Raw genomic sequence first — 23716 nt, 5'->3', positions numbered from 1 at the left:
AGACTTAGGAGTCTTGGCTGGAGTGATTATGGACGGACTGGTTACCGTATTTCGTCACTCAACGAATCGCACCCGGAGTACTGTACTTAAGAGACGGCAATTCTGTACAAGCCGGTAAAGGCGATCACTCGTAATCATCATTCATCAAACTTTGGGTTTTCTGAAAATTAAATCGGCATCATAGGGCGTACAATCTTACTATTTCTATGTACGATGACACCTGCCGATTCCTTGCCGAACACTTCTCAGCCGACTTCGCCAGTTGGCTGCTCGGAACACCTGTCACCCTGACAGAGATTCAACCCTCCGAACTCTCCCTCGATCCGATTTGAGCCGATGCCATGATTCTGCTTCAGTCGGAAGAGTCTATCCTGCACATCAAATTCCAAACGTTACCGAAGCAGGAAATTCCATTTCGGATGCTGGATTATCGCGTTCGAGGACAGCGGCGCTACAAAGGGAAACCGATGCGACAAGTGGTCATTTATCTCAAGCCCACCACCTCTGAACTGGCTTATCAAACGAGCTACGAACTGGAGCGCACCCGTCATGAGTTTGATGTGATTCGGCTCTGGGAGCAGCCTGTCTCACTTTTCCTGCAATATCCTGGATTATTGCCGTTTGCAACGTTGGGACAGAGTGAGAGTCCAGAAGGCATTTTGCGGCAAGTCACGCAAATTGTGGATCAGATTGAAGATCCAACAACACAAGCAAATTTGATGGCAGCGTCAGCGATTTTGGCTGGGTTAAGATTAGAGCAAGATGTAATTTATCGTTTGGTACAAAGGGACATTATGCAAGAATCTGTCATTTACCGTTCGATTCAGCAAGAAAGGGATCGAGCAATCGCACTCAATCTTCTGCGAGAAGGCGTATCTGTTGAAACCGTTGCTCGTGGCACTGGATTATCGATCGAAGCAGTCCAGCAACTTCAACAGCAACTCAACGACTCCGTGCAAAGCTAGAGTTGTTCATGTCCGGGAAGTTGATCGTGAAGAAGCGGCATAACAAAACAGTGGAGCAGACGGTACAGAGACTTCGCGCTTCGTTCTAGTTCTCTTACCGCCGCTCACTTTAGCCGTTAGCTCGTCAGATCCGATCGCCAATAAGTTTTAGATGCGATCGCCCCAAAGTTGCAAATTTCCTAGACCATTAATCCAGCTTTGACAGAATGTTAGAGTCTTGATGTTTCAACAACCAAACCCCGGTGTAAGTCATTCCTGAGTCGTCGGGTTGCACCAGCAGAAAATGCAGACCTTTGCTCGCTTGTTTGCGCTGTTCATAGAGTTGGGCGGCAGATCTGACTTCAGGATCGTCGAAAGTGGCAACAATCCAGCGATCGGCTTCCCCAGCTTCCAAGATCAACCCATCGGGTGCCCCCGCGATCGCCATCAACGAGATCGGACGCGCCGCTTGCAGCCATCGAGCGAGTTGCAGCGATCGCCGTCCGCCATCAATCACCACGCCTGGCACTGCCACGTCTGAGGCGATTCCTAACTTGATCGGTGCGAGATCATCGGGCATCTCGATCACTGGAATTAACCGTCCTGTAAAGGCTTCAGAAAGCTCGATCGCAGACAAAGAAGCAAATCGCCAGCGTTCACCCCAAAGATTTTCGGGCAACGGTTGAGGAGGGTTTCTCATAGATTGAAAAAGACAGAATCAACAATTCTACCCTTCACACTCTACCGTTCAGTGGGCGCTGTCGTTTTGCTGTAAGTTGCGTTCTAAATAGAGATCAATAAAATCTTTGGCGGCAGCTTCATCAATTTTGCCCAAGGCTTTGATCATCTCAGTCACGGCTTCTGCGAGCGGGTCACTGATTTCATTTACCCATTGGTGAACGGTTGAACGGTTGATTCCCATCGTCACCGCCAATCGATTCTGGTTAATGTTGTAGGTAGCCAGCACTTGCCTAAGCGCCTTTCCTGCTTTTCCCATAATCTCGATCGTGTCAGAGGCTCATAGCAAAGTAAATGGTTGTAGTTACCAACATTCTTATTGCGTTGATAGAGAATTAGCGGTGATACGGGCAAACAAACAAACCGCTAAATTTTTCGATACTTCGTTTTAGTCAATAAGATTTTTAGGGAGTTTGGGCGTTAAAGATTGAAGCCAAAATAAGCTTTAGAATTAAAAAATAGGCGAGTTACGAGTTGACTAAGCAACGCTGATCGTTCACTCAAAAATTGTATTGATCTATGGTTTCCACTTTTGCGAATCCGTCTGCGATCGACTCATCTCGGATTCGTCCAGACATCCAGGCATTGCATCCTCAGTTGGTCGAGTGGCGCAGAACTCTGCATCAACGCCCCGAACTAGGCTTTCGTGAGCGACTGACCTCACAATTTGTCGCCCAAAAACTTCAAGAATGGGGCGTTGATCATCAAACCCAAATTGCCGAGACTGGAGTGGTCGCGACGATTCATGGCAACCGTCCGGGTAAGGTTTTGGCGATTCGGGCAGATATGGATGCGCTGCCGATTCAAGAAGAAAATGAGGTGCCCTACAAATCGCAGCACGATGGAGTTATGCACGCCTGCGGTCACGATGGACACACGACGATCGCGCTCGGCACCGCTCGTTATTTGTCACAAAATCGTGACTTTGCTGGCACCGTCAAACTTATTTTTCAACCTGCCGAGGAAGGCCCAGGGGGCGCGCTGCCAATGGTAAAGGCTGGGGTGCTCAAAAATCCTGATGTCGATGCGATCATTGGGCTGCATCTGTGGAACCAATTGCCGTTAGGAATGGCAGGCATTCGATCGGGGGCGTTGATGGCAGCCGTCGAGACGTTTAGCTGCACTATTTTTGGCAAAGGGGGACACGGCGCAATCCCGCAACAAACCATTGACTCGATCGTGGTTGCCTCGCAAGTGGTGAATGCCCTGCAAACAATCGTGGCGCGAAATATTGACCCGATCGAATCTGCGGTCGTGACGATCGGCGAATTTCACGCCGGAACTGCTTGCAACGTCATTGCTGATACGGCTCGACTCAAAGGCACTGTTCGTTATTTCAACCCCAAATATGGCGATTATTTTGCCCCACGCCTTGAGCAAGTGATCGCCGGAATCTGTCACAGTCATGGGGCACACTATGAATTGAATTATGAGAAACTCTATCCGCCTGTGATTAACGATTGCGCGATCGCTGACTTGGTGCGATCGGTGGCTGAAACTGTCATCGAGTCCCCTTTAGGAATCGTTCCTAACTGTCAAACAATGGGCGGTGAAGACATGTCATTTTTCCTACAAGCGGTTCCGGGCTGTTATTTCTTTTTAGGGTCTGCTAACGCTGAGAAAGGATTAGACTATCCCCATCATCATCCTCGCTTTGATTTTGACGAAACTGCTCTCAGCACGGGTGTCGAACTCTTTGTGCGCTGCGTCGAAAAATTCTGCCAATAGCGCGGGAAGTTATACCAATTTGATTTGTGCAATCGATCCAGGTAGTGGCACGACCTTTCTTCTGTAAGGGTTTGGTAACTTTTAAACTCGCCTTGTGATTGTGATCATTTTATTATGTGATCGAGATCGCTAAAGGTGAGTCATCTGACAGACATACTGTACAGGACTCAACTTTAGCCGAGTCATCAACAGGGAACACACGACTGACCGACGGATTTCTTATGAAAACTGTCGGTTTTTTATTGCTAAACAAGAATATTGCATAATTTGTTGTTGTTTATCATGAGTTAAGAGTACGCTGTCATCAGTTAATATCAATCTGATTTACGCGACAGTGCGAGAGGGCACAGTAGGGGCCTGGCACTGCCGTACCCTCTCGCGATCGACTGTCGTATGATGAAATACGCCTTTAGGAGTGGATAGAGTATGCCCCAAGTCGTAGCAGCCTTTTATAAGTTTGTGCGGCTTTATAACTGGGTCGAGATCAGAAATCCTTTGCTGTCGTGTTGCTTAACCCACGGGGTAAAAGGAACCATTTTGCTGGCAGAAGAAGGCATTAATGGCACGATCGCCGGAAGCCGTCATGCAGTTGATACTGTCTTGGCATTTCTCAAAGCCGATCCTCAGTTAGCAGACTTAGAGATTAAAGAGTCTGATACCGAGTCGCAGCCCTTCGATCGCATCAAGGTAAAGCTAAAAAAAGAAATTGTGACGTTGGGGATGCCAGAAATCGACCCCAGTCAGCAAGTCGGAACTTACGTTAGCCCGTCTGAGTGGAATGCGCTGATTTCTGATCCAGACGTGACCGTCATCGATGTCCGCAATCGGTTTGAAGTCGGAATTGGCACCTTCGATCGGGCCCTTGATCCGCAAACACAATCCTTTCGTCAGTTTCCTGACTATGTGCGATCGCAGCTTGACCCCAGCCAGCACAAAAAAATCGCCATGTTTTGCACAGGTGGAATTCGCTGTGAGAAAGCGTCGGCTTTTATGCTCTCCGAAGGGTTTGAAGAGGTCTATCACCTGCAAGGCGGCATTCTCAACTATCTCGAAAAAGTGCCCGACGATCAAAGTTTATGGCAAGGAGAATGCTTTGTGTTTGATCAGCGAGTCGCCGTTATTCAAGGGGTGACTGATGGATCGTTTGAGCTACGGCGCGACTGTGGTCATCCCATTTCTGAAGCTGATCAGACAGCTAATCAATCAGAAGTTTTGTGCCCCTATTGTAGCGATCGATCGAGCCGCTAACCAGCCTCATTGAACACAGTTGCCGATGAGCGGATATCTCTCCTTCGGCTGACGAATTGAAGAGTTGTGTAAAGAAGAATCAAGCTAGGTGTAAGGGTGATTCTGAGTTGCAAATTCCTAAGCAACTTGTCAAACGTTCACGATAAAAAAGGAAGGCTGATATGGCTGATATGACTCAAACCGTTGATTTAGATTCCACGATCGCTGCCCTACAAAGTGGAATTACATCCTTGCCTCCTGAAGCGGTGATCAGCACGATCGAAAGCTGGCAGTCTCAGTTGCAAGGCACCGAAATCGCAGAAACGCTGGGTGAATTAAAAATGGCGCTTGAGGGCAAAGGCATGAGTGGTGCCGCGATCGGTGAACTTCTTTCTGATCTGGGCGCTCAAACCGCTGCTGCTGGCGGAACCGCAAGTGGTGATGCAATGTCTAAACTGCAACAGTTGGGGCAACTTCTCTCCCAAGCGGGCAGTTCTCTCACATAGATTCTAGCGATTCTAGATTCTTTTCACGATCGTTATCTTTAGCATATAGTCTGGATTAAGAGCAGCAAGTTAGTGGCCTTCAGAGTAGCTATCTCTAAAGCATTTACTAAGTGTCTGCTCTTAATTCATAGAATTGAGCTTCACCTATTTAATCAATAAGTGCGACAGATTCTTGTGGGGGCACAGCACTGCCATGACCTTGCTAACTGTTCATCCGTTGCTACTTTTTCTAAATTCGTGTTGTTGAGTGAGTTACCTGATGCCTACATATTGGTGAGCGCGTCCGTTCTTAGAAAAGCGTTCTGCTAAAAGTTGTTGATAGACTGCCTCATAACCATCGGTCATTTGTTTTACACCAAAGTAATTAACGACATGATCACGGCAGGCATTGCGATCGAGATCATGCACTTTCTTAACTGCATGAATACATTCATCCACGTTTTGACAGAGAAACCCGGTCTTGCCGTCAACAATAATTTCAGACGTTGAACCAAGCTCTAGGGCAATCACGGGCGTTCCGGCGACCATCGACTCGATCATCACAAGTCCGAAGGGTTCTTGCCAAGTGATCGGAAATAGGGTTGCCACTGCATTGCCCATCAAGATGTTTTTTTGAACGTGATTGGCTTCGCCTAAATATTCGATTTGCTTGCCGTCAATGTGGGGCTTAATTTCTTGCTCAAAATAATCGACATCGACCCGATCGATTTTGCCCGCCATTTTGAGGTGCCAGCCTGATCGTTTGGCAATCTCGATCGCTAGGTGCGGGCCTTTTTCAGGAGAAATTCGCCCTAAAAAAGCCAGATAAGGTGACCCATCTGGCTCAGGATAAAATTTGTGTGCTGCCGGGTTAATTCCGTTATAAACGGTTGCGATATAATTCAGCCCCAGCCTCGGTTCGCGCTGAGTGTTTGAAATACTGACGTAGGGCTGATCGCGAAAATGAGTAAACAGCTTTTCGTTGTCGATCGAAAACGAGCCGTGCAGGGTGTGTAGCGTTGGAGTTTTGACCAAAGGCGAACAGGGCAGAGCGGCACAACCAATGTGAGAATGAATAATATCAAACTCTTGCGCCCTCTGATAGACATGACCGAGTTGTAGCATCTCATAGATCGGATGCTCTTTAACATTAGGGTCAAGCCGCAATGCACGAGGATGAATTGCCTCTAACTGAGCAAGGCTCACAGAGTCACCTGACGCAAATAACGTTACATCGTGTCCGCGCTGCACCAACTCATCGGTCAACAGGCTAACGACCAACTCAGCCCCCCCGTAAGCAGGGGGAGGTACGCTCTCCCACAAGGGAGCAATCTGAGCGATTCGCATAGGAACCTCCATATTTATTAAGCTTAGTTGCGCCAATTGTCGTAGATTTCTCTGCTAAGACGCATCTGGCTGCGGAGATAGGAAGGTTTGATGTCACTCAAGAATAGTTGACGATTGTTCATGATGGTTCTAACCCGATTCTTTAAGCCATGAGTATTATACTCAAGCCCGAACACGAGCAATTTATCCAGGCACAGGTTCAAGCAGGCAAATTTTCTTGGTGAAGTCTTGGATGGGGAAATCGTAATCGCCCAACTGCAAGCAAAACTGAACCAAGCACGCGAGGCGAAGGAATGCCCAGATTCCTCATCTCCGTAGAAGCTAGCCATGACTTGAATGAAATTGTGGACTATTGCCAGACTCGTAGCCTAGATAGGGGCGATCGCTTGACAATGAAGGGATTCAAGCGATCGGCTACACGGCGTTGTTGTGCTGCTTACGCCTTGACAATTTCTGGTTCAATATCTGGTGAAGCTGGTTCAAAATGCAGCACCATGATCTGTTCTGGGTGTAATCCTACAGACTCATAAGTTCGTCCGTTGCGATCGCTAAATTCAACCTCAAATGCTGTACCATTTGCCAACGTTTCAACTACTGTGCCGACTTGTCCACGCCGCAAACTATACTCAGGAAGATCGGCTGTTAGGGCTACTACCTCTAACAAACTGATAGTCTTAGTAGTCATGTTAATCATCTCCAACATCACATTCTGCGTTTGGAATCAGCATGAGATAAGTGAGCCAGACGAACAGATCTCAAAAAACTATAAACTTTGATTAAGCGGGTAGCGAGAATCGAACTCGCAACTAATGCTTGGGAAGCATTCATTTTGCCACTAAACTATACCCGCGACTAGTTATCTAGCCATTATACCTCTACTTGTGAGCAGAAAGACCGCCCGATCGACCATCTGCCCCGATCGCATCTTCTGACCGCCGTTTCATCGGGCCTTTGAGTAACTTTCCAAAAATGGCGACTTGCAAACGATCGATGTAAGTAAAGATCACCGGAACCACCACCAGTGTCAGCAGAGTTGAAGTCAGTAGACCGCCAATCACGGCGATCGCCATCGGACTTCTCGACTCAGAACCTGCCCCAATGCCCAACGCGATCGGAATCATGCCTGCAATCATCGCGATCGTGGTCATCAAAATCGGACGCAATCTCGCGACTCCAGAATCAATGACAGCGTGATACGTAGACTTCCCTTCTCTCTGGTTAATCAAAGCGTAATCTACTAGCAAAATCGAGTTTTTTGTCACCAGACCCAGCAGCAAAACTACGCCAATGATGGCAATCAGTCCAAGTTCTTTATGAGTGAGGAGTAAGCCGAGCATGGCACCCCCGATCGAGAATGGCAACGCCACCATAATTGTGATGGGATGCAGAAAATCGTTAAACAGCAACACCAACACTGCGTAGATAAACACAACTGCCGCCAGCAGCGCGCCGCCAAAGTTGCCAAACACTTGGGCGAGAATCTTAGCATTCCCGAAGTTTTCTCGCGTCACACCCGCCGGGAGCGATTTTAAGATCGGTAGCTGATTGATTTTGGCGAGTGCGTCGCCGAGTGCTAAACCTTTTAGGTTGGCTTCGACTGAGATATTGCGCGATCGGTTGTAGCGATCGATTTGAGAAGGGCCACTGCCAAAGCTAATATCCGCAACGGTTTGTAATGGCACTAACGTTCCACTTTTATTTTGAATTTGCAGACTTTTAATCGTCTCAATGTTGTTGCGCGATTTCGGGTCGAGCTGCACCCGGATCGGAATTTGACGATCGGGCAAGTCAAACTTTGCTAAGTTGGCATCAAAGTCTCCTAGCGTTGCCAGGTTTGCAGTTCGGGCAATTTGCTGAACGGTGATGCCTTGGTCGGCGGCTCGTGCGGGGTCAGGCGTAATCAAAATTTCTGGCTTTACCAAACTGGCACCCGACGTAACTTCAACCAATCCTGTGACTTGGCGCATCTGCTTTTCTAGCTCGTTTGCCGCTTGAGTCAACGCTGCCGGATTTTCACTCTTCAGCACGATCGACACTTCTTTCGAGCCACCACCCGGACCTCCTTTGACAAAGCTAATTCGCGCCCCCGCAACTTGAGCAAATACAGGACGAATCTGATCTTCAAACTCTTTGCGAGTCATCTTCCGCTCTGATTTGGGCTTGAGTTTAGCGTAGAGAGTTGATTTGGCGACGGCTTCGCTCGTTTGCACTCCCTCAACAGCGGGATGTTGTAGCAGCAAAGTGGTCAACTGTTGAGTGGCTCGATCGGTGTCTTCAATGGTCGAGCCGGGTGGCAATTGCAGTGAGATGGTTGACAAACTCACATCGGCATTTGAGAACAGCCCAACCGGGATTCTGGGAACCAAACTCAAGCTGAATACCAGAAACGCGATCGCAACGGCTAAAGTTACTAACCGATGTTTAATCGACCAGGTGAGCAAACGCCGATATTGAGCAGAAAGGCGATCTTCTTTAGGGGCTTTGGCGTGGTCTTTCATCAGATAAGCTGCCATTAAAGGCGTGACCATCCGCGCAACCAGCAGTGAGAACAGAACTGATGCCGCCACAGTGATGCCAAATGGACGGAAAAACTGTCCGGTGATGCCCGTCATAAAGGCAACGGGGCCAAACACGGCGACGATCGTAAACGTGGTGGCAACCACCGCTAACCCAATCTCATCAGAGGCATCGATCGCGGCTCGATAGGCTGATTTGCCCATCTGCATGTGACGTTCGATATTTTCAATTTCTACGATCGCGTCATCGACCAAAATTCCGACGACGAGGGCTAACCCCAATAGCGTCAGATCGTTCAGCGTGTAGTCCATCACTTTCATGACGATAAACGTGGGAATCAGTGACAAAGGCAGCGCCACCGCCGTGATTAACGTCGCCCGCCAATCTCGCAAGAATAGCCAAATTGTCACGATCGCCAAGCCTGCACCAAAGAGAACGGCATCAACCGAGGCCGTAAACGACTCCCGAATATAGTCTGCCTGCACATTATTAATCAGCCTCAATTTGATGTCTTGAGGCAGCGTAGTTTGCAATTTATCCAGAGCAGCCCGCACCGCTTCTTCGACTGAAACTAGCGTGGTGCCCGAACTCCGCAAGACCGAAAAGACAACCGCAGGCTGATTGTTTAGTCGAGCAATTTTGCGCGGGTCTGCCGTCCCATCTGTGACTGTTCCTAAACTAGAGAGCGGGGCAAAGCTGCCTTGCGGTAGAGTAATTTGCAGGTCTTGGAGCGTCTGCACACTGTCGCTACTGCCTAACGTGCGAATGCTTTGTTCGCTGCCGCCGACGTTGCCCCGCCCGCCCGAAAGGTTGGTGTTAAAGGTGCGTACTTGGTCGTTTACTTGCGTGGCGGTGATGCCCAGAGCTTGTAGACGATCGGGGTTCAAATTAACCCGAATTTCGCGATCAACTCCGCCGACTCGCTGAATTTGCGCGACTCCGGGCACCGCTAACACGGCTCGGCTAATCGTTTGATCGACCAGATTGCTCAGTTCTGCTACCGATCGTTGATCAGATGAAACAGCATAGGTAGTGATCGGCCCACCACTCGCAAATTCAACTCGTTTGACTACAGGCTCGTTAATGTCTTGCGGTAAGTTTTGCCGAATCTGAGAGACTGCATTTCTAACATCGTTGGTGGCGCGATCGGTATTCGTCCCCAACACAAAGTTGATGACAGTATTAGAAACGCCATCGTTAACGGTTGAAGTAATGTCATCAATGTTGCCTAAACTCGCAACTGCATCCTCAACTTTCCTCGTGATTTGCGATTCTAACTCTGAAGGATCTGCCCCTGGTTGAGTAACCGTAACCGTCACAGTTGGAACGTCTACGTTGGGATTATCGTTAATCCCTAAGAATGGGAAAGCGATCAGTCCTGCTAACGTCAAAATGACAAACAGAACGATCGTAGGAACTGGATTGCGAATTGACCAGGCAGAAATATTAAAAGACATAGCGAAAGACAAATTTCAGGTTTCAGAGATCAGATTATTTAGCAACGGTCACGCGATCGCCATCTTTGACAAATCCTGCACCTGCGACCACTACGCGATCGTCAGGGTTAATGCCATTTGTGATCACAATTTGTCCATTATTACGATCGCCAGTTTCGACGGGTTTAGCGCGGGCGATATCTTCACCGTCTAAGACATAGACAATTTTGCGACCATCTGCCTCTGACACCACCGCTCTCTCGCTAACGACCACCGCCTGAACTTTTTGAGTCACGATGTTCGATCGTAAAAACATACCAGGTTTCAACAGCCCACTTTCGGGTAGGTCAATCTTGACGGTGGCTTGACGAGTCTGCTGATTGATCACAGGCTCCACCTCTCGCACCCGACCCTGAACATTAATCCGCTTATCGGCATCAGACGTGATCTTGGCAGGTTCGCCCACTCTCACTTGCGAAAGCAGATTTTCAGGTATGTTCACTTGAAGCTGTAGCGAACTATTTCGGACAATATAAAATAGGGGATTCGATCCCGTCAGTTCGCCCACTCTAGCAACGGCTGTTTTCTGATCGTTGGGGTTGCGCTTGGACAAAATGCCACTTGCAGGCGATCGCACTGTGGTTTGAGCAATCTTAGTCTCAAGCTGTTGAATGCGCGTCCGATTCGTATCAATTCCGGCTTGAGCTTGTGTCACCCCCGCTTGAGCCTGGTTTACCCCTGCTTGAGCCTTTGCCACATCCGCTTGAGCGCTGCTGATATTGGATTGTGCGACGCTGATCGCTTCTCGTGCAGTGGTCGCTGACGTGGTGCGCGACTCTAAATCTTGACTGCTGATTACGCCATCGTTTCGCAGACCTTGATAGCGTCTCAGATTGCTCTCAGCTTCTGCCAATACTGCCCTCTGCTGTTTAAGCACTGCCTCTTTTTGCTGCACGATCGAGCGATTGGATGCCACTTGCGCCTGAGCCGAATTTAACTGTGCCTGAGCCGAACTGAATTGCGCCTGAGCCGAACTCAACTGCGCTTTCGCTTCATTTAATTGATCTTGCAAGACAGAACTGTCTAGAACGGCGATCGCCTGCCCCGTCTGAACCGTGTCTCCCTCATTCACCAAAATTTGTTGAATCTGCACACCCGTTGCCTGGGGCGTAACCTGCACCCAATTTTGAGCATCGACGCTGCCAGTAGCGCTAAAGGTTTTCGGCACAAATGCCAACTTTGCCGTCTCTACACCCACGCTCTGACCCGCGACTGGAGTACTTTGCGTCTCTGCCACCGGAGCCGCCGCAGGCTTGTTAGATTGCGAGAGCAGCGTCATGCCACCCGCAGCGATCGCCATGCCAATTCCCACCCCGACTAAGATGCCTCGTGTTCCTGCCAAACGCCCACGAGCAGCAGGAGCGCCCGTCCCTGAATCATCAAATTGAGCATTGCGGGGTTGCTGCGGTTCAGGGGGATCAGATTCTGTCAGGGTATTTAATGGCACGATGCTTCCTCTACAAACCTTTTTAGGCGATCTAACGTGAAAGAACTCTAAATCTAAAATATCTTTCTTAATTATGACGTACGCGAAATGTTCTTACGCTAAATAGTCATTCAAATCACCCATAGCAAAATAGCCACGATAAGATAGTCACGATCGCCTTGTCATCCTCCAGATGAGTCACTCGATCGCCGGGAGTCAAATGCGATGTACGACTTTCTTAAAATCGCCTAAAAGCAGCCCTCTCCCGCAGGAAAGGGAACTAGAGATTGTTTGGAAGTCCCTCTCGTGCGGGAGATGGGTTTGGGGTGAGAGTGCTTATTCATCCGATCGCCGGAAGTTAATCTAAATTTCACGGAAATTGCTCCAATTAAGAGAAGAATAGATAGATTTCAGTCGTTCAGCGGTGAGTGCCCCTCATGTTTAATGCCACCGAACTTTTAATTGATGACTTTGTTGCCAAGCTCAAAGATGGCTACCGACGCACCTACGGCGGCTGGAAGTCTGACTATGAAGACATCATCGGCTGGGTTGGGTCGATGGCAATGGAAAATATTGCCAATAGTGACGCGCTCTATCACAACGTTGAGCATTCGATTTTGGTGACGCTGGTCGGTCAAGAGATTCTGCGGGGTCGCCACATTCGTCAAGGGGGTGTCTCGTGTGAAGATTGGCTGCATTTTGTGATCTCGCTGGTCTGTCACGACATTGGCTATGTCAAAGGCGTGTGTCGTCAAGACAGCGACGGACTGTATGCGACTGGCAAAGACGGCGCAAAAGTGGGGCTTCCTGCGGGTGCGTCAGATGCGGCGCTGACTCCCTATCACGTCGATCGTGCCAAATTATTTATCGATGAACGCTTTGGAGGGCACAAATTAATTGATGCCGAGCTAGTCAAACGCAACATTGAGTTGACGCGCTTCCCGATTCCGACGGCAGAAGATCATCAGGACACGATCGACTATCCAGGTTTGATTCGCGCCTCGGATCTGATTGGTCAACTCAGTGATCCCCGCTATTTAAAGAAAATTAGTGCCCTCTACTACGAATTTGAGGAGACGGGCGTTAATAAAGCTTTAGGCTACCAACATCCCGGAGATCTTCGCAAAAACTATCCCAAGTTCTACTGGCATGGCGTTCATCCTTATATTAAAGATGCGTTGTATTACCTTTCGCTAACTCAGCAGGGCAAACAGATTATTGCAAATCTATATTCCAACGTCTTTGTAGTCGAGCATGAGCCTGACTGAAATCCACTAAGCTTAAGTAAACCAGCAGAGAGTATAGGATAGAAGCACAAACCGCGCGATCGTTCGCCGCTCAATTCTTTCTACCCAAGCCTCTGCCAATGGATCGTTTTTTCTCTCCAATTCAGCAATTTTTAATCACCTGGCTGCTGATCTTAGTGACAGGCTGGCTGAGCCTAAACGCGCTCACTTACTTTGGTGAACTCCTTAGCGTTTTGGTGACCGCTGGGTTGATTGCCTTTTTGCTTAACTATGCCGTTGATCGATTGCACCCCATTTTGCCTCGACCGATCGCTGCTGCTGTCGTTTATTTGCTCGCCGGACTGGTGTTAGGGTTTGCGGCAGTGACGATCGCGCCCCCAATCCTCTCTCAGGCACAGCAGTTGACTGCCAATCTCCCTGGGCTGATTGAGTCGGGGCAGCAGCAGTTAAATGACCTAGAAGCCTGGAGCGCAGCTCGTCACTTTGGGTTCGATCTCTCCTTCTTAGAACAACAGCTTTCTGTCCAGGTGCAAGGACAGGCCAGAACGATCGCCTCGACGGGAATCGGGTTGGTCTTGGGCACGTTTAACTGGGTGTTAGACCTCACTTTGATTCTGGTGATCTCGTTCTATTTGCTGCTAGATGGGGGAAAAATCTGGACGGGCTTGACGAGCATCTTTTCTCCCCAAATTAGAGAGCGCTTGACTAATTCTCTCCGCGATAGTTTACAGCGATTTGCATCGGGGCAGTTGCTGCTAGGGCTGTTTATGGCAATCGTGCTATCGATAGCATTTTGGTGGCTCAACGTGCCGTTCTTTTTAGTGTTTGCTGTTTTTATCGGTGTGGTGGAGGTGATTCCGTTTATCGGCGCAACCCTGGGAATCGCCGCCGTTTGCGTTGTCGTGGCATTTATCGACTGGTGGTTAGCGCTGCAAACTTTAGGAGCCGCGATCGCCCTTCAGCAAGTTAAAGATAATTTCATTGCTCCTCGGATCATGGGCAATCTAACTGGGTTTAGCCCGGTGATTATTCTGACCTCGCTGCTAATCGGTGCTAGAGTTGCAGGACTATTAGGCGTGATTTTAGCGATTCCGCTAACCAGCGTGACTCGGACGATCGTCGAGATTATTCTCGATCCCACACTGCCGCCCCAAACGGGTTCTATCTTCTCGGAGGCGATGGAGAATAGTATCCTAGAACCCATGCTCTCAGTCGATGCCGAAGACGATCGGCTGATTGTCACGAGCAAAGAGCATTAAAGCACCCCTTCACCCCTAACCCTTCTCTTATGGACTGGTGGAAAAGACTCCGAAAAAACCCGCTTGCAAAGTTTGGCGCGCTGCTGCTGCTGGTATTTTATCTGTCAGCGATCGCGGCTGAGTTTGTTGCCCCCTACGATCCTTATGTCTCTCAACCAGATGGGGCACTCTTGCCACCAACCCAGGTTTATTGGCGTGATCAGGGCGGGAACTTGATCGGCCCTCATGTGTATCCGACGACTCAAGGCGCGGTCGATGTGCAGACGGGCGAGCGTGAGTTGAAGGTCGATCGTTCAAAGCCGTCTCCGATTCGGTTTCTTGTGCAGGGTGATGACTATCGCTTTTTGCAGATTCGGTTGCCGTTGCCGACTCAGTTTTCACTCACCGATCCTAAGTTTGAAGAGATCGAATTGTTTCCCGGAATTTCTGGCAATCTGCACCTGTTTGGCACGAATGGGGAGGGCAAATTTAACCTATTGGGAACGGATGAACAGGCGCGAGATCAGTTTAGTCGCTTGGTTTATGGCGGGCGGGTGAGCTTGAGTATTGGGCTGGTGGGGATCGCGATCGCGTTTCCGCTAGGCATGTTGGTCGGTGGCATTTCTGGCTATGCGGGCGGTTGGCTCGATAGTGTGCTGATGCGATTTGTCGAAGTGTTGATGACGATTCCCGAAATCTATCTGCTGGTGGCGTTGGCGGCGGTGTTGCCTCCTGGCTTGACCAGTGCTGAACGGTTTTTGCTGATTATTTTGATCACGTCATTTATTCGCTGGGCAGGGTTGGCGCGGGTGATTCGGGGACAGGTGCTCTCGATTAAAGAGCAAGAATTTGTCCAGGCAGCAAGAGCGATGGGCGGCAGACCTCTTTACATCATCATTAGGCACGTTTTGCCTCAGACAGCGACTTACATCATTATTTCGGCGACGCTTGCGATCCCAAGTTTTATTGTGGCGGAGTCGGTGTTGAGTCTAATCGGCTTGGGAATTCAACAGCCTGATCCATCTTGGGGAAATATGTTGACGCTGGCAACCAATGCCTCGGTTTTGGTGCTGCAACCCTGGCTGATTTGGCCCCCTGCACTGCTGATTATTTTGACGGTTCTGGCGTTTAACCTGTTGGGAGATGGGCTGCGGGATGCCCTCGATCCGCGTAGTTTGCACCGCTGATCAAAGCGACGATCGACGTTGCAGAATGAGGAAATGAAATGGCTGTAGGGGTAGCGCCCCCGTGCCTACCCCCGACGGAGGGCAACCGCGGGGGATTGTCCATACCAAATCATCCTGCTATTCAACAATGTTTAATAATTTTGGATTTATAACTGAACTGTTTTATGCGTGAGCTTTATCCTCCTCTAGAACCCTACCAGTCAGGCACACTGCAAGTATCTGATCTACACACCCTCTATTTCGAGCAGTCAGGAAACCCAGAAGGCAAGCCAGTTGTGTTTTTGCACGGTGGGCCCGGAGGCGGAAGTCTGCCTGTGTTTCGACAATATTTTGACCCAACAAAGTGGCGCATTGTGATTTTTGACCAGCGGGGCTGTGGTCGCAGCACTCCCAATGCCGAACTTCGAGAGAACACCACCTGGGATCTCGTCAGAGATATTGAAGCTCTGCGATCGCACCTCCAAATCCCTCAATGGGTCGTGTCTGGGGGCAGTTGGGGCAGCACATTATCGCTGGCTTATAGTCAAACTCACCCCGATCGCTGTCTTGGCTTAATTTTGCGGGGCATTTTCTTGCTGCGGCGAAAGGAGATTCTCTGGTTCTATCAAGACGGCGCGAGTTATTTATTTCCAGATGCCTGGGAAGACTATCTCAAGCCAATTCCCGTTGAGGAACGCACCGATTTGCTGGCGGCGTTTTATCGTCGTCTAACGAGCGAAAATGCTCAAACTCGTCAAGAAGCGGCTCGTGCCTGGTCAGTTTGGGAAGGCACTACCAGCAAGCTGATTCCTGACCCCGAATTGCAAGGTCGATTTGCAGATGCCGAGTTTGCCGATGCTTTTGCGCGCATTGAATGCCATTACTTTATCAATCGAGGCTTTCTTGAGCCAGACGACCAACTTTTGCAGAATTGCGATCGCATTCGACACTTGCCCACCACGATCGTGCAGGGGCGCTATGATGTCGTCTGCCCCATGACTTCTGCTTGGGATCTGCACAAAGCTTTACCGGATGCAGAGTTGATCGTTATTCCCAATGCTGGACACTCGATGATGGAACCTGGGATTCGCAGCGCATTAATTGAGGCAAGCGATCGTTTCGCGCTTGATTTTGAGCCTTGAAGCCCCCATTCTGAGCCTTTTTTTCCCGTCCCATAAGTATAAGTAGATTAAATGGGCCAGATTTATTACGAATCCCGTTCACCCCAGAGGTGGATTGTAGGTTTTAAGTCATAAGTTTTCCCGTAGTATCAGAATTGGAACTGACTCAGTAAGCAAGCCTTTTGCAGGCAACGCCTAAAGTTACGCTTTCAAATGGCTTCAATGCCGTTTCTACTATAGAGAGGACTACCGAATGGCAACTTTTAAAGTCACGCTGATTAACGAAGCCGAAGGGCTAAACACCACGATCGACGTTCCTGAAGACGAGTACATTCTTGATGCTGCCGAAGAGCAGGGCTTGGATCTGCCTTACTCTTGCCGGGCGGGTGCTTGCTCTACTTGTGCTGGCAAAATCACGGCGGGTACCGTTGATCAATCTGATCAGTCTTTCTTGGATGACGACCAAATCGAAGCGGGCTATGTGCTGACCTGTGTCGCTTACCCCACTTCTGACTGCACGATTATGACGCACCAAGAAGAGGAGTTGTACTAAAAAGTCCTTTCTCCCAAGATAGAGAGCTTTGCCGCTTCTCACACGCTCTTTGTCTTGGGGCAATTTTTTAAGTGATTCAACTCAGATGCCTGAGAAGCCGCTATTGACGCTGAGTTTTGCTCGATCGCAGAAGCGCCGCGCTGGTGTTTCTGCTTTGTTTTAACGTGAATTCGATGAAGCTTTTCGCTGCGGTTGCAAATCCGGGCTGCCCCCTAAATCCCCAAAATTGGGGGACTTTGAATCTAAATTCTGGGCTTGAAGTCCCCTAGAATTGGGGGATTTAGGGGGCTGAAGCCCTGAAAAACGAAGCGAAAAAACTCGTCGGACTGACGTTGTTTTAGCTGCCATTATTGCTCAGATTGATGCTACCTGGAACGCTTTGGGCACGGGTGATCGAACAGACGCAGCACGCTTTAGACTGCGGAGCGCTGCGCTCAATTCCGACTAACTATGAGATCGTCGAGCAAGACGGGGTACATTTTCTGGTGCGAATCTTAGCAAATCTGACGCGCAAGGAGAAAGCAGCCCAACAGCAAGCGCAAAAAGCCATCATCTCTGGCGAGGTGATTAATCCTTTTTTACCCTATGAAGAAGACTTGTTTGTTGCCGATTTATCAGAAACCCACTTGTGTTTGCTAAATAAATTTAATGTCGTAGATTATCACTTGTTGATTATTACGCGTGCTTTTGAAGAGCAAGAAAGTTTGTTGACGCTGCAAGATTTTTTAGCGCTGTGGATATGCCTAGCAGAATATGACGGATTAGCTTTTTATAATGCTGGAAGGAATGCAGGCGCAAGTCAACGCCATAAACATTTGCAACTGATTCCATTGCCTCTTTTATCAGGAACTGCGATCGCGATCGACACTTGGTTAGCCTCAGCCGAGTTTGACGGCCCGATCGCAACGATTCCACAATTGCCATTTGCTCATGGCCTAATGCGATTATCGAATTGGGCGCAACCTAACCCGGCGGCTGAAGAGACGATCGCTTGTTATCACACGCTGCTTAACCAGCTAAATTTAAAGGCAGGTTCCGCCTACAACTTATTAGCGACGCGAGAATGGCTGTTGATGGTGCCACGATCGCGAGAAAGTTTTGAGTCAATATCCGTCAATTCTTTAGGGTTCGCAGGCAGCTTGTTTGTGCGCGATCAGGCTCAACTGCAACTGCTCAAAAATCAGCGACCGATGACGATTTTGACTCAGGTAGCGATGTCGATCGCGGTGCAATGTGATGTAGCTAACGTGGAAGTGCAGAAAGATTAACGTATACTACCCAATGGCTTTTGCACCGTTTGGACGCACCTATGCTAGACCCCGTTAGAACCCTGATCATTTTTCAGAGACAGCCTGACCCTCAATCCTTTTCAGCAGGGCAGGCTGTTTTTAAAGAAGGAGAGCCTGGAGATTTGATGTACGGCGTTCTCGAAGGGGAGATTGCGCTATCGGTGAATGGCAAGATTGTAGAAACGATCGTTCCTGGTGGCGTGTTTGGCATCGGCGCTCTTGTGAGTTCGAGTGTCAGAACCTATACAGCGATCGCGCAAACCGACTGCAAACTCGCGTTCTTGGATGAAAAACGATTTCTTTTTGTGGTTCAAGAAACCCCGTTCTTTGCGCTAGAAGTGATGAAAAGCTATTCTGAGCGGTTAAATCGCCTCGTGCGGAGTCTCGTTGAAAAGCTGATCGTTTAGAAAAGTTTGACGTTTGAAGCTGCTAAATTTATCCGATCGGAACTTTCTAAAGTCCTACTCGTTCAGGTATTATGACGCAAGCTTTCTGACTCTTCTCTATCGACTCGCTATGATTAAGAATTTCAAGACTAGTTTGCTGACAATGCTGCCGCTGATTGGGCTGTTTGGTCTGCTAAATCAAGTCTCGATCGCCCAGATGAAGCCAGACAAACTCGGCGAGTTAGACTGGTGGCGATCGAAGGTAAAAGCCCAAGCGCAATCTAGTCAGAGGCGGCGATTTCACGGCTGTCTGTTTGGAGATTCGATTTCGTCGGGGTTAGGCAACCCATTGGGCAAAGAGACCGCTAATTTTGCGATGGGCGGCTTAAGCACCGTGTCGCTGCTAGAACAGCTAAAAACTCTTAAAGCCGCAAATGTGCAGTGCCAAAATGTGATGATCGCGATCGGCACAAACGATGCCTGGTATTCGATTCGCAATGACGAATTTGTCAGCAATCTCGAACGCATTATTTTGCTGACGCGATCGATGGGAGCCAGCCAAATTACGGTCGTTCCTGCTTTTTATTCGACGGTTGAAGCCAGCCGTAACCCTAATGTTGCAGGCACCGTTGAGCGAGTCGAAGAAATCAACGCCTTAATTCGAGAAGTTGCCGACGTTGAGAATGTTGGGCTTGTCACTGATGAAATTGATCCATTGTTTGACGATCGTAGCCTCAGACAAGACCTGACCTTCGACGGAGTTCACCTAAACGAAAAAGGTCAAAAAATCTATAAGAGAATTGTCCTAGCCATTCTTAATTAATCAAGAGGGGCAGGGCATTGCCGTGCTCTCCGTTGCTCTGTCACGTCCACAAATCAAATGGGTATGATTCAAGGATTATCATAGTAGTTTGGCTCACTTTGGGATGAAGCAAAACTGACGGTTGCCGATGGAAAGACTGGCGGCTGAGAGTTTTGAGGACTGAAACCCAGTAAGCGATCGACCCCTCGCAAATAAGTGATGGCACGGAGCTTGGGCTGTTTTTGCCACTCAGCACGCGTCACTCGTACATAGAGAATCGGGGCAGTGAGTCCTTCGCGCTCTGCTAAGATTCTCATTTCAACGACTGTTGTTGAAGGGTTGGCAAAGCCTTGTTTGGCTAGCCGTTCTGCCAGCAATTCTGCTTGCTCAATTAGCCCGCTAAAAGATTGGTTGGCAGCAGACGTGAGAGTATAGTCTAGCTGCTTTGTCTCAGCGTAAGCTGGGGCGACAAAACTCGACAAAAGCATTCCCATCAATAGCAGCTTGATACGCATTACTGAAGACTTGTTTAGGTTTTCATAGGTCTTTAGTTAACGTATCACTGGTGATTTGTTTCTCCGTGTTGTCTGGCACACATGGATTGCTTTAGTCGAGATTAATTAGACCGCCCTGACGATGGTTGAAATGAATCGAACTTTTTGGATTACGGCTCTCGTTGCGTTTATTAATGCGCTTAGCTTGACGATTCTGATTCCCGTTCTTTATTTATATGGCAGACAATTTGGTTTAAATGATTTTCAAACGAGTTTGTTGTTTTCGATTTATGCGATCGCCCAATTTTTTGCAACACCGATTATTGGCAAACTCTCCGATCGCTTCGGGCGCAAGCCACTTTTAATCATCAGTCTGGCAGGAACGGTAATCGCTAATCTGATCGCAGGCACTGCGACTACAGCAAGCATTTTGTTTATTGCCCGATTTCTAGACGGCATTACGGGAGGAAACGCATCGGTTGCTCAAGCCATCATCTCGGATGTGACAACGCCTGCTGACCGCGCTAAAGGCTTCGGAATCTTTGGGGCAGCCTTTGGTTTAGGGTTTGTGTTAGGCCCCGCGATCAGTTTGTTTGCTCAACAGATTTCACTCGGAGCAGCTTTTTTGGTATCAGGCGCGATCGCGTTCATCGCGCTATTGATCACACTCTTCTTTTTGCCCGAAACGCTGCAACACAAAGCCGAGCGATCGCACAATATCTTTGATCTCGGTTTAGAAAATCTAATCAAAGGATTGACTATTCCTAGAGTGAGCATTCTGCTGATCATTAACTTTTTTATTGGCACAACCTTCACGATCTTTACTTATGCCTTTCAGCCTTATTTTTTGCATGTACTCAATCAAGACAATCGTGCTCTCACGATGATGTTTTTTATGTTTGGCGTGTTGGGAGTGATCATGCAAACTTGGGGAGTATCAGTGCTTAATCGCAAATTCAACCTAGTGAACATCTTGTTGTTTGCCTTGTTCATTCGCAGCTTATCGTTTGTCTTAATGTCGATTTGGGCAAACATTACTTATTTTGTGATCGTTAGCATTCTCTTTTCTCTGTTTAACTCTTTAGTTCAGCCAATGATCAATACATTGATCTCTCTAAATTCAAATTCTCAAGATCAAGGTACGGTGATGGGAATTAATTCATCTTATTTAAGTATCTCAAATGCGATCGGGCCGGTAATCGCTGGACTGATGGTCAATCAAGCCGATCCGACTACTTATCGTTATCCTTTGTATTTGGCGGGGGTTCTCACCTCGATCGTATTAGTGTTTGCGATCGTGACGCGCCGACGATATGCAGCGATCGTGAACGAATAATATTAAGTCATAGTCAATATGACTTAGAGCAAGAGAAGCTGAAACAAACGGGAATATTTGCCGAACCTGATCCCCACAGAATAATTTTCGTCCTCAATTTTGCTTTACAATTTTGGCAACTCTTCCCAGTTTTTCAACCTCTACACCCGAAAGTCTTATGAGCATTGGATATGTTGCCCTCGTCTTGCACGCCCACTTGCCCTTCGTTCGTCACCCCGAAAGTGATTATGTGCTAGAGGAAGAATGGCTTTATGAAGCTATTACTGAAACATACATTCCTCTGCTGCAAGTCTTTGAGGGTTTAATTCGCGATGGTGTAGATTTCAAACTCACCATGAGCATGACTCCGCCACTAGTGTCAATGTTGCTCGATCCGCTTTTGCAAGACCGCTATGATGCACACCTCGCGCAGCTTGAAGAACTCGCCGAGATGGAAATCGCTCGCCACGCCCAAAATGGGCACATGAAATATCTGGCAGAACACAATGCGAGAGAATTTAACGCGGCGCGTGTCTTTTGGGAGAAATACGATCGCAACCTCGTTAAAGCCTTTAAGCAATACCTCGATAGTGGCAACTTGGAGATCATGACCTGTGGCGCGACTCACGGTTATCTGCCCTTAATGAAGATGTATCCCCAAGCGGTGTGGGCACAGATTCAAGTTGCCTGTGAACATTATGAGCAGACCTTCGATCGTCCTGCTAACGGCATTTGGTTGCCAGAATGCGCCTATTACGAAGGAGTCGATCGCTTATTAGCAGATGCCGGGTTGCGCTACTTCCTCACCGACGGGCACGGCATTCTCTACGCCCGTCCGCGCCCTCGGTTTGGCACCTACGCCCCGATCTTTACCGAAGCAGGAGTCGCCGCCTTTGGTCGCGATCAGGAGTCCTCGCAGCAAGTCTGGTCATCTGAAGTTGGCTACCCCGGTGCCGCCGAATATCGAGAGTTTTACCGCGATTTAGGCTGGGATGCTGAATATGACTATATCAAGCCTTATGTCATGCCTAACGGTCAGCGTAAGAATGTGGGCATCAAATATCACAAGATCACGGGTAAAGGGTTAGGGCTGTCTGACAAACAACTCTACGATCCCTACTGGGCAAAAGAAAAGACGGCCGAACACGCCGCAAACTTTGCCTACAATAGAGAGCGGCAAGTCGAGCATCTCCACAACATGATGCAGCGTCGGCCGATCATTGTGTCGCCCTATGATGCCGAGCTATTTGGGCATTGGTGGTATGAAGGCCCGTGGTTTATTGACCATTTGTTCCGCAAGTCGTGGTTTGACCAAGGCACTTATGATATGACGCACTTAGCCGACTATCTAAAAGCAGAACCCACTCAACAAGTTTGCCGTCCGTCTCAGTCGAGTTGGGGCTACAAAGGCTTTCATGAGTATTGGCTCAACGAAACCAATGCCTGGATCTATCCACACTTGCACAAAGCCGCAGAACGGATGATCGAACTCTCTAAAAAAGAGCCTGAAGACGCGTTAAGCTGGCGGGCGCTCAATCAAGCGGCGCGAGAACTGCTGTTAGCACAATCGTCTGACTGGGCGTTTATTATGCGAACGGGAACAATGGTTCCTTATGCGATTAGACGAACTCGATCGCACCTGATGCGCTTCAACAAACTCTATGAAGACATCAATCAGGGCAAAATCGATTCGGGTTGGATTGAGAAAGTCGAAGCGATCGATAACATCTTTCCCGACATCAACTACCGCGTTTACCGTCCGCTCTAATCTACAAACTCTTCAGATCACGGTTAGCGATTAGACAAAGCATCTTCAAAACAAATACTGCTAATCACTAACCGATGATTTCTATCGCGCTACTGTGTTTGCTAGCGCTAACGTTGCTAAGAAACCTAAAATATGCCCAAAACTCATCGAAGCTAAAAATCCTGCAACGCTAATGTCGTTAAACAGCGATTTTGAGAAAGGCAGAGGCATTTTAGCTCCCGTATGGGGATATTTAATGGTGCGGCTAGCAATTAATAAAACAAGCAGACAAGCTCCGATTATGACCGGAGTTCCTTCCCAGTGCCAAAGCTCGGTGCCAGGAATCGCAAATTGAGCAACAAAAAATAGAGAACTGATCACAGGAATTTCTCTCCTTCGCATCTGTAGTTCCTCATCATTTTTCCGCGATCGCTCAGATTCAACCTCCTC

23 protein-coding genes and 1 tRNA gene are annotated in these 23716 nt (G+C 48.6%); 15 read left to right on the top strand and 9 right to left on the bottom strand.

Going from position 1 to position 23716, the window contains the following annotated elements; translation table 11 throughout:
• Positions 1-206 precede the first annotated feature (206 nt).
• Both C7B65_RS29345 and C7B65_RS19550 read left to right on the top strand, forming a co-directional pair.
• Complete coding sequence (locus C7B65_RS29345) at positions 207-332, top strand: hypothetical protein (protein WP_262983556.1); 126 nt, start codon at positions 207-209, stop codon at positions 330-332.
• A gap of 9 nt (positions 333-341) precedes the next feature.
• Positions 342-965: an RpnC/YadD family protein gene (locus tag C7B65_RS19550; protein WP_219898658.1), complete on the top strand. Its 624-nt coding sequence runs from the start codon at positions 342-344 to the stop codon at positions 963-965.
• 187 nt (positions 966-1152) lie between these two features.
• Here the strand turns inward: C7B65_RS19550 and C7B65_RS19545 are convergent, their stop codons facing one another.
• Together C7B65_RS19545 and C7B65_RS19540 are read right to left on the bottom strand one after the other, a co-directional pair.
• Positions 1153-1644 carry a Tab2 family RNA-binding protein gene (locus C7B65_RS19545; protein ID WP_073074076.1) on the bottom strand — a complete coding sequence of 164 codons (492 nt, stop codon included), beginning with the start codon at positions 1642-1644 and terminating at the stop codon, positions 1153-1155.
• Positions 1645-1692: 48 nt separating this feature from the next.
• Positions 1693-1941 (bottom strand): helix-turn-helix domain-containing protein, encoded by a 249-nt coding sequence (locus C7B65_RS19540; protein WP_073074077.1) that lies wholly within the window; start codon positions 1939-1941, stop codon positions 1693-1695.
• A 260-nt stretch (positions 1942-2201) separates the two neighbouring features.
• Between C7B65_RS19540 and C7B65_RS19535 the strand changes: the two genes are divergently transcribed.
• From C7B65_RS19535 to C7B65_RS19525, 3 genes are all read left to right on the top strand, one after another.
• Entirely contained in the window at positions 2202-3410 is a 1209-nt protein-coding gene (locus C7B65_RS19535) for a M20 metallopeptidase family protein (RefSeq protein WP_073074078.1), read from the top strand.
• 426 nt (positions 3411-3836) lie between these two features.
• Positions 3837-4658 (top strand): oxygen-dependent tRNA uridine(34) hydroxylase TrhO, encoded by an 822-nt coding sequence (trhO, locus tag C7B65_RS19530; protein WP_073074079.1) that lies wholly within the window; start codon positions 3837-3839, stop codon positions 4656-4658.
• A 161-nt stretch (positions 4659-4819) separates the two neighbouring features.
• Complete coding sequence (locus C7B65_RS19525) at positions 4820-5143, top strand: hypothetical protein (protein WP_073074080.1); 324 nt, start codon at positions 4820-4822, stop codon at positions 5141-5143.
• 252 nt (positions 5144-5395) lie between these two features.
• On the opposite strand, the gene C7B65_RS19520 is transcribed toward C7B65_RS19525, so the two are convergent.
• The 5 genes from C7B65_RS19520 to C7B65_RS19500 all read right to left on the bottom strand — a co-directional run bounded on the left by C7B65_RS19520 (position 5396) and on the right by C7B65_RS19500 (position 11929).
• The gene (locus C7B65_RS19520) at positions 5396-6469 is read right to left on the bottom strand and encodes a glycosyltransferase family 4 protein (RefSeq protein ID WP_073074115.1); all 1074 of its coding nucleotides are present in this window, start codon (positions 6467-6469) and stop codon (positions 5396-5398) included.
• A gap of 436 nt (positions 6470-6905) precedes the next feature.
• The gene (locus tag C7B65_RS19515) at positions 6906-7154 is read right to left on the bottom strand and encodes a DUF4926 domain-containing protein (RefSeq protein ID WP_073074116.1); all 249 of its coding nucleotides are present in this window, start codon (positions 7152-7154) and stop codon (positions 6906-6908) included.
• Between the two features lie 94 nt (positions 7155-7248).
• Positions 7249-7319, bottom strand: a tRNA-Gly gene (locus tag C7B65_RS19510).
• Positions 7320-7344: 25 nt separating this feature from the next.
• Positions 7345-10443, bottom strand: coding sequence for an efflux RND transporter permease subunit (locus tag C7B65_RS19505; RefSeq protein ID WP_073074081.1), 3099 nt, complete (start codon positions 10441-10443; stop codon positions 7345-7347).
• A gap of 34 nt (positions 10444-10477) precedes the next feature.
• Complete coding sequence (locus tag C7B65_RS19500) at positions 10478-11929, bottom strand: efflux RND transporter periplasmic adaptor subunit (protein WP_073074082.1); 1452 nt, start codon at positions 11927-11929, stop codon at positions 10478-10480.
• A 416-nt stretch (positions 11930-12345) separates the two neighbouring features.
• Here C7B65_RS19500 and C7B65_RS19495 point away from each other — a divergent pair, with 416 nt between their 5' ends.
• From C7B65_RS19495 to C7B65_RS19460, 8 genes are all read left to right on the top strand, one after another.
• Positions 12346-13176: an Npun_R2479 family HD domain-containing metalloprotein gene (locus C7B65_RS19495; RefSeq protein WP_073074083.1), complete on the top strand. Its 831-nt coding sequence runs from the start codon at positions 12346-12348 to the stop codon at positions 13174-13176.
• 98 nt (positions 13177-13274) lie between these two features.
• On the top strand, positions 13275-14414 hold the full coding sequence (locus C7B65_RS19490; RefSeq protein ID WP_073074084.1) for an AI-2E family transporter: 1140 nt from the start codon (positions 13275-13277) through the stop codon (positions 14412-14414).
• A 29-nt stretch (positions 14415-14443) separates the two neighbouring features.
• Complete coding sequence (locus C7B65_RS19485; protein WP_073074085.1) at positions 14444-15580, top strand: ABC transporter permease; 1137 nt, start codon at positions 14444-14446, stop codon at positions 15578-15580.
• A 164-nt stretch (positions 15581-15744) separates the two neighbouring features.
• Positions 15745-16701, top strand: coding sequence for a prolyl aminopeptidase (gene pip, locus C7B65_RS19480; RefSeq protein ID WP_073074086.1), 957 nt, complete (start codon positions 15745-15747; stop codon positions 16699-16701).
• Positions 16702-16933: 232 nt separating this feature from the next.
• Positions 16934-17233, top strand: coding sequence for a ferredoxin (locus tag C7B65_RS19475; protein ID WP_073074087.1), 300 nt, complete (start codon positions 16934-16936; stop codon positions 17231-17233).
• Between the two features lie 362 nt (positions 17234-17595).
• Positions 17596-18501: an ATP adenylyltransferase family protein gene (locus C7B65_RS19470; protein WP_073074088.1), complete on the top strand. Its 906-nt coding sequence runs from the start codon at positions 17596-17598 to the stop codon at positions 18499-18501.
• A gap of 41 nt (positions 18502-18542) precedes the next feature.
• Positions 18543-18929, top strand: a complete 387-nt coding sequence (locus tag C7B65_RS19465) for a cyclic nucleotide-binding domain-containing protein (RefSeq protein WP_073074089.1) — start codon at positions 18543-18545, stop codon at positions 18927-18929.
• Positions 18930-19038: 109 nt separating this feature from the next.
• Complete coding sequence (locus C7B65_RS19460) at positions 19039-19731, top strand: SGNH/GDSL hydrolase family protein (RefSeq protein ID WP_073074090.1); 693 nt, start codon at positions 19039-19041, stop codon at positions 19729-19731.
• A 68-nt stretch (positions 19732-19799) separates the two neighbouring features.
• Here C7B65_RS19460 and C7B65_RS19455 read toward each other — a convergent pair whose 3' ends face one another.
• Positions 19800-20225 (bottom strand): hypothetical protein, encoded by a 426-nt coding sequence (locus C7B65_RS19455; protein ID WP_073074091.1) that lies wholly within the window; start codon positions 20223-20225, stop codon positions 19800-19802.
• Between the two features lie 130 nt (positions 20226-20355).
• On the opposite strand from C7B65_RS19455, the gene C7B65_RS19450 reads away from it, so the two are divergent.
• Together C7B65_RS19450 and C7B65_RS19445 are read left to right on the top strand one after the other, a co-directional pair.
• The gene (locus C7B65_RS19450; RefSeq protein WP_073074117.1) at positions 20356-21540 is read left to right on the top strand and encodes an MFS transporter; all 1185 of its coding nucleotides are present in this window, start codon (positions 20356-20358) and stop codon (positions 21538-21540) included.
• A 157-nt stretch (positions 21541-21697) separates the two neighbouring features.
• A complete protein-coding gene (locus C7B65_RS19445; protein ID WP_073074092.1) occupies positions 21698-23287 on the top strand; it encodes a glycoside hydrolase family 57 protein in 1590 nt (529 codons plus the stop codon).
• A gap of 81 nt (positions 23288-23368) precedes the next feature.
• Here the strand turns inward: C7B65_RS19445 and C7B65_RS19440 are convergent, their stop codons facing one another.
• On the bottom strand, positions 23369-23647 hold the full coding sequence (locus C7B65_RS19440) for a photosystem I reaction center subunit X (RefSeq protein ID WP_244913245.1): 279 nt from the start codon (positions 23645-23647) through the stop codon (positions 23369-23371).
• Between the last annotated feature and the right edge of the window lie 69 nt (positions 23648-23716).

The organism is Phormidesmis priestleyi ULC007 (assembly GCF_003003695.1).
Classification (GTDB): Bacteria; Cyanobacteriota; Cyanobacteriia; order Leptolyngbyales; family Leptolyngbyaceae; genus Phormidesmis_A; species Phormidesmis_A priestleyi_A.
The sequence above is the reverse complement of the archived record's forward strand: the minus strand, read 5'-3'. Positions and strand labels throughout refer to the sequence as shown.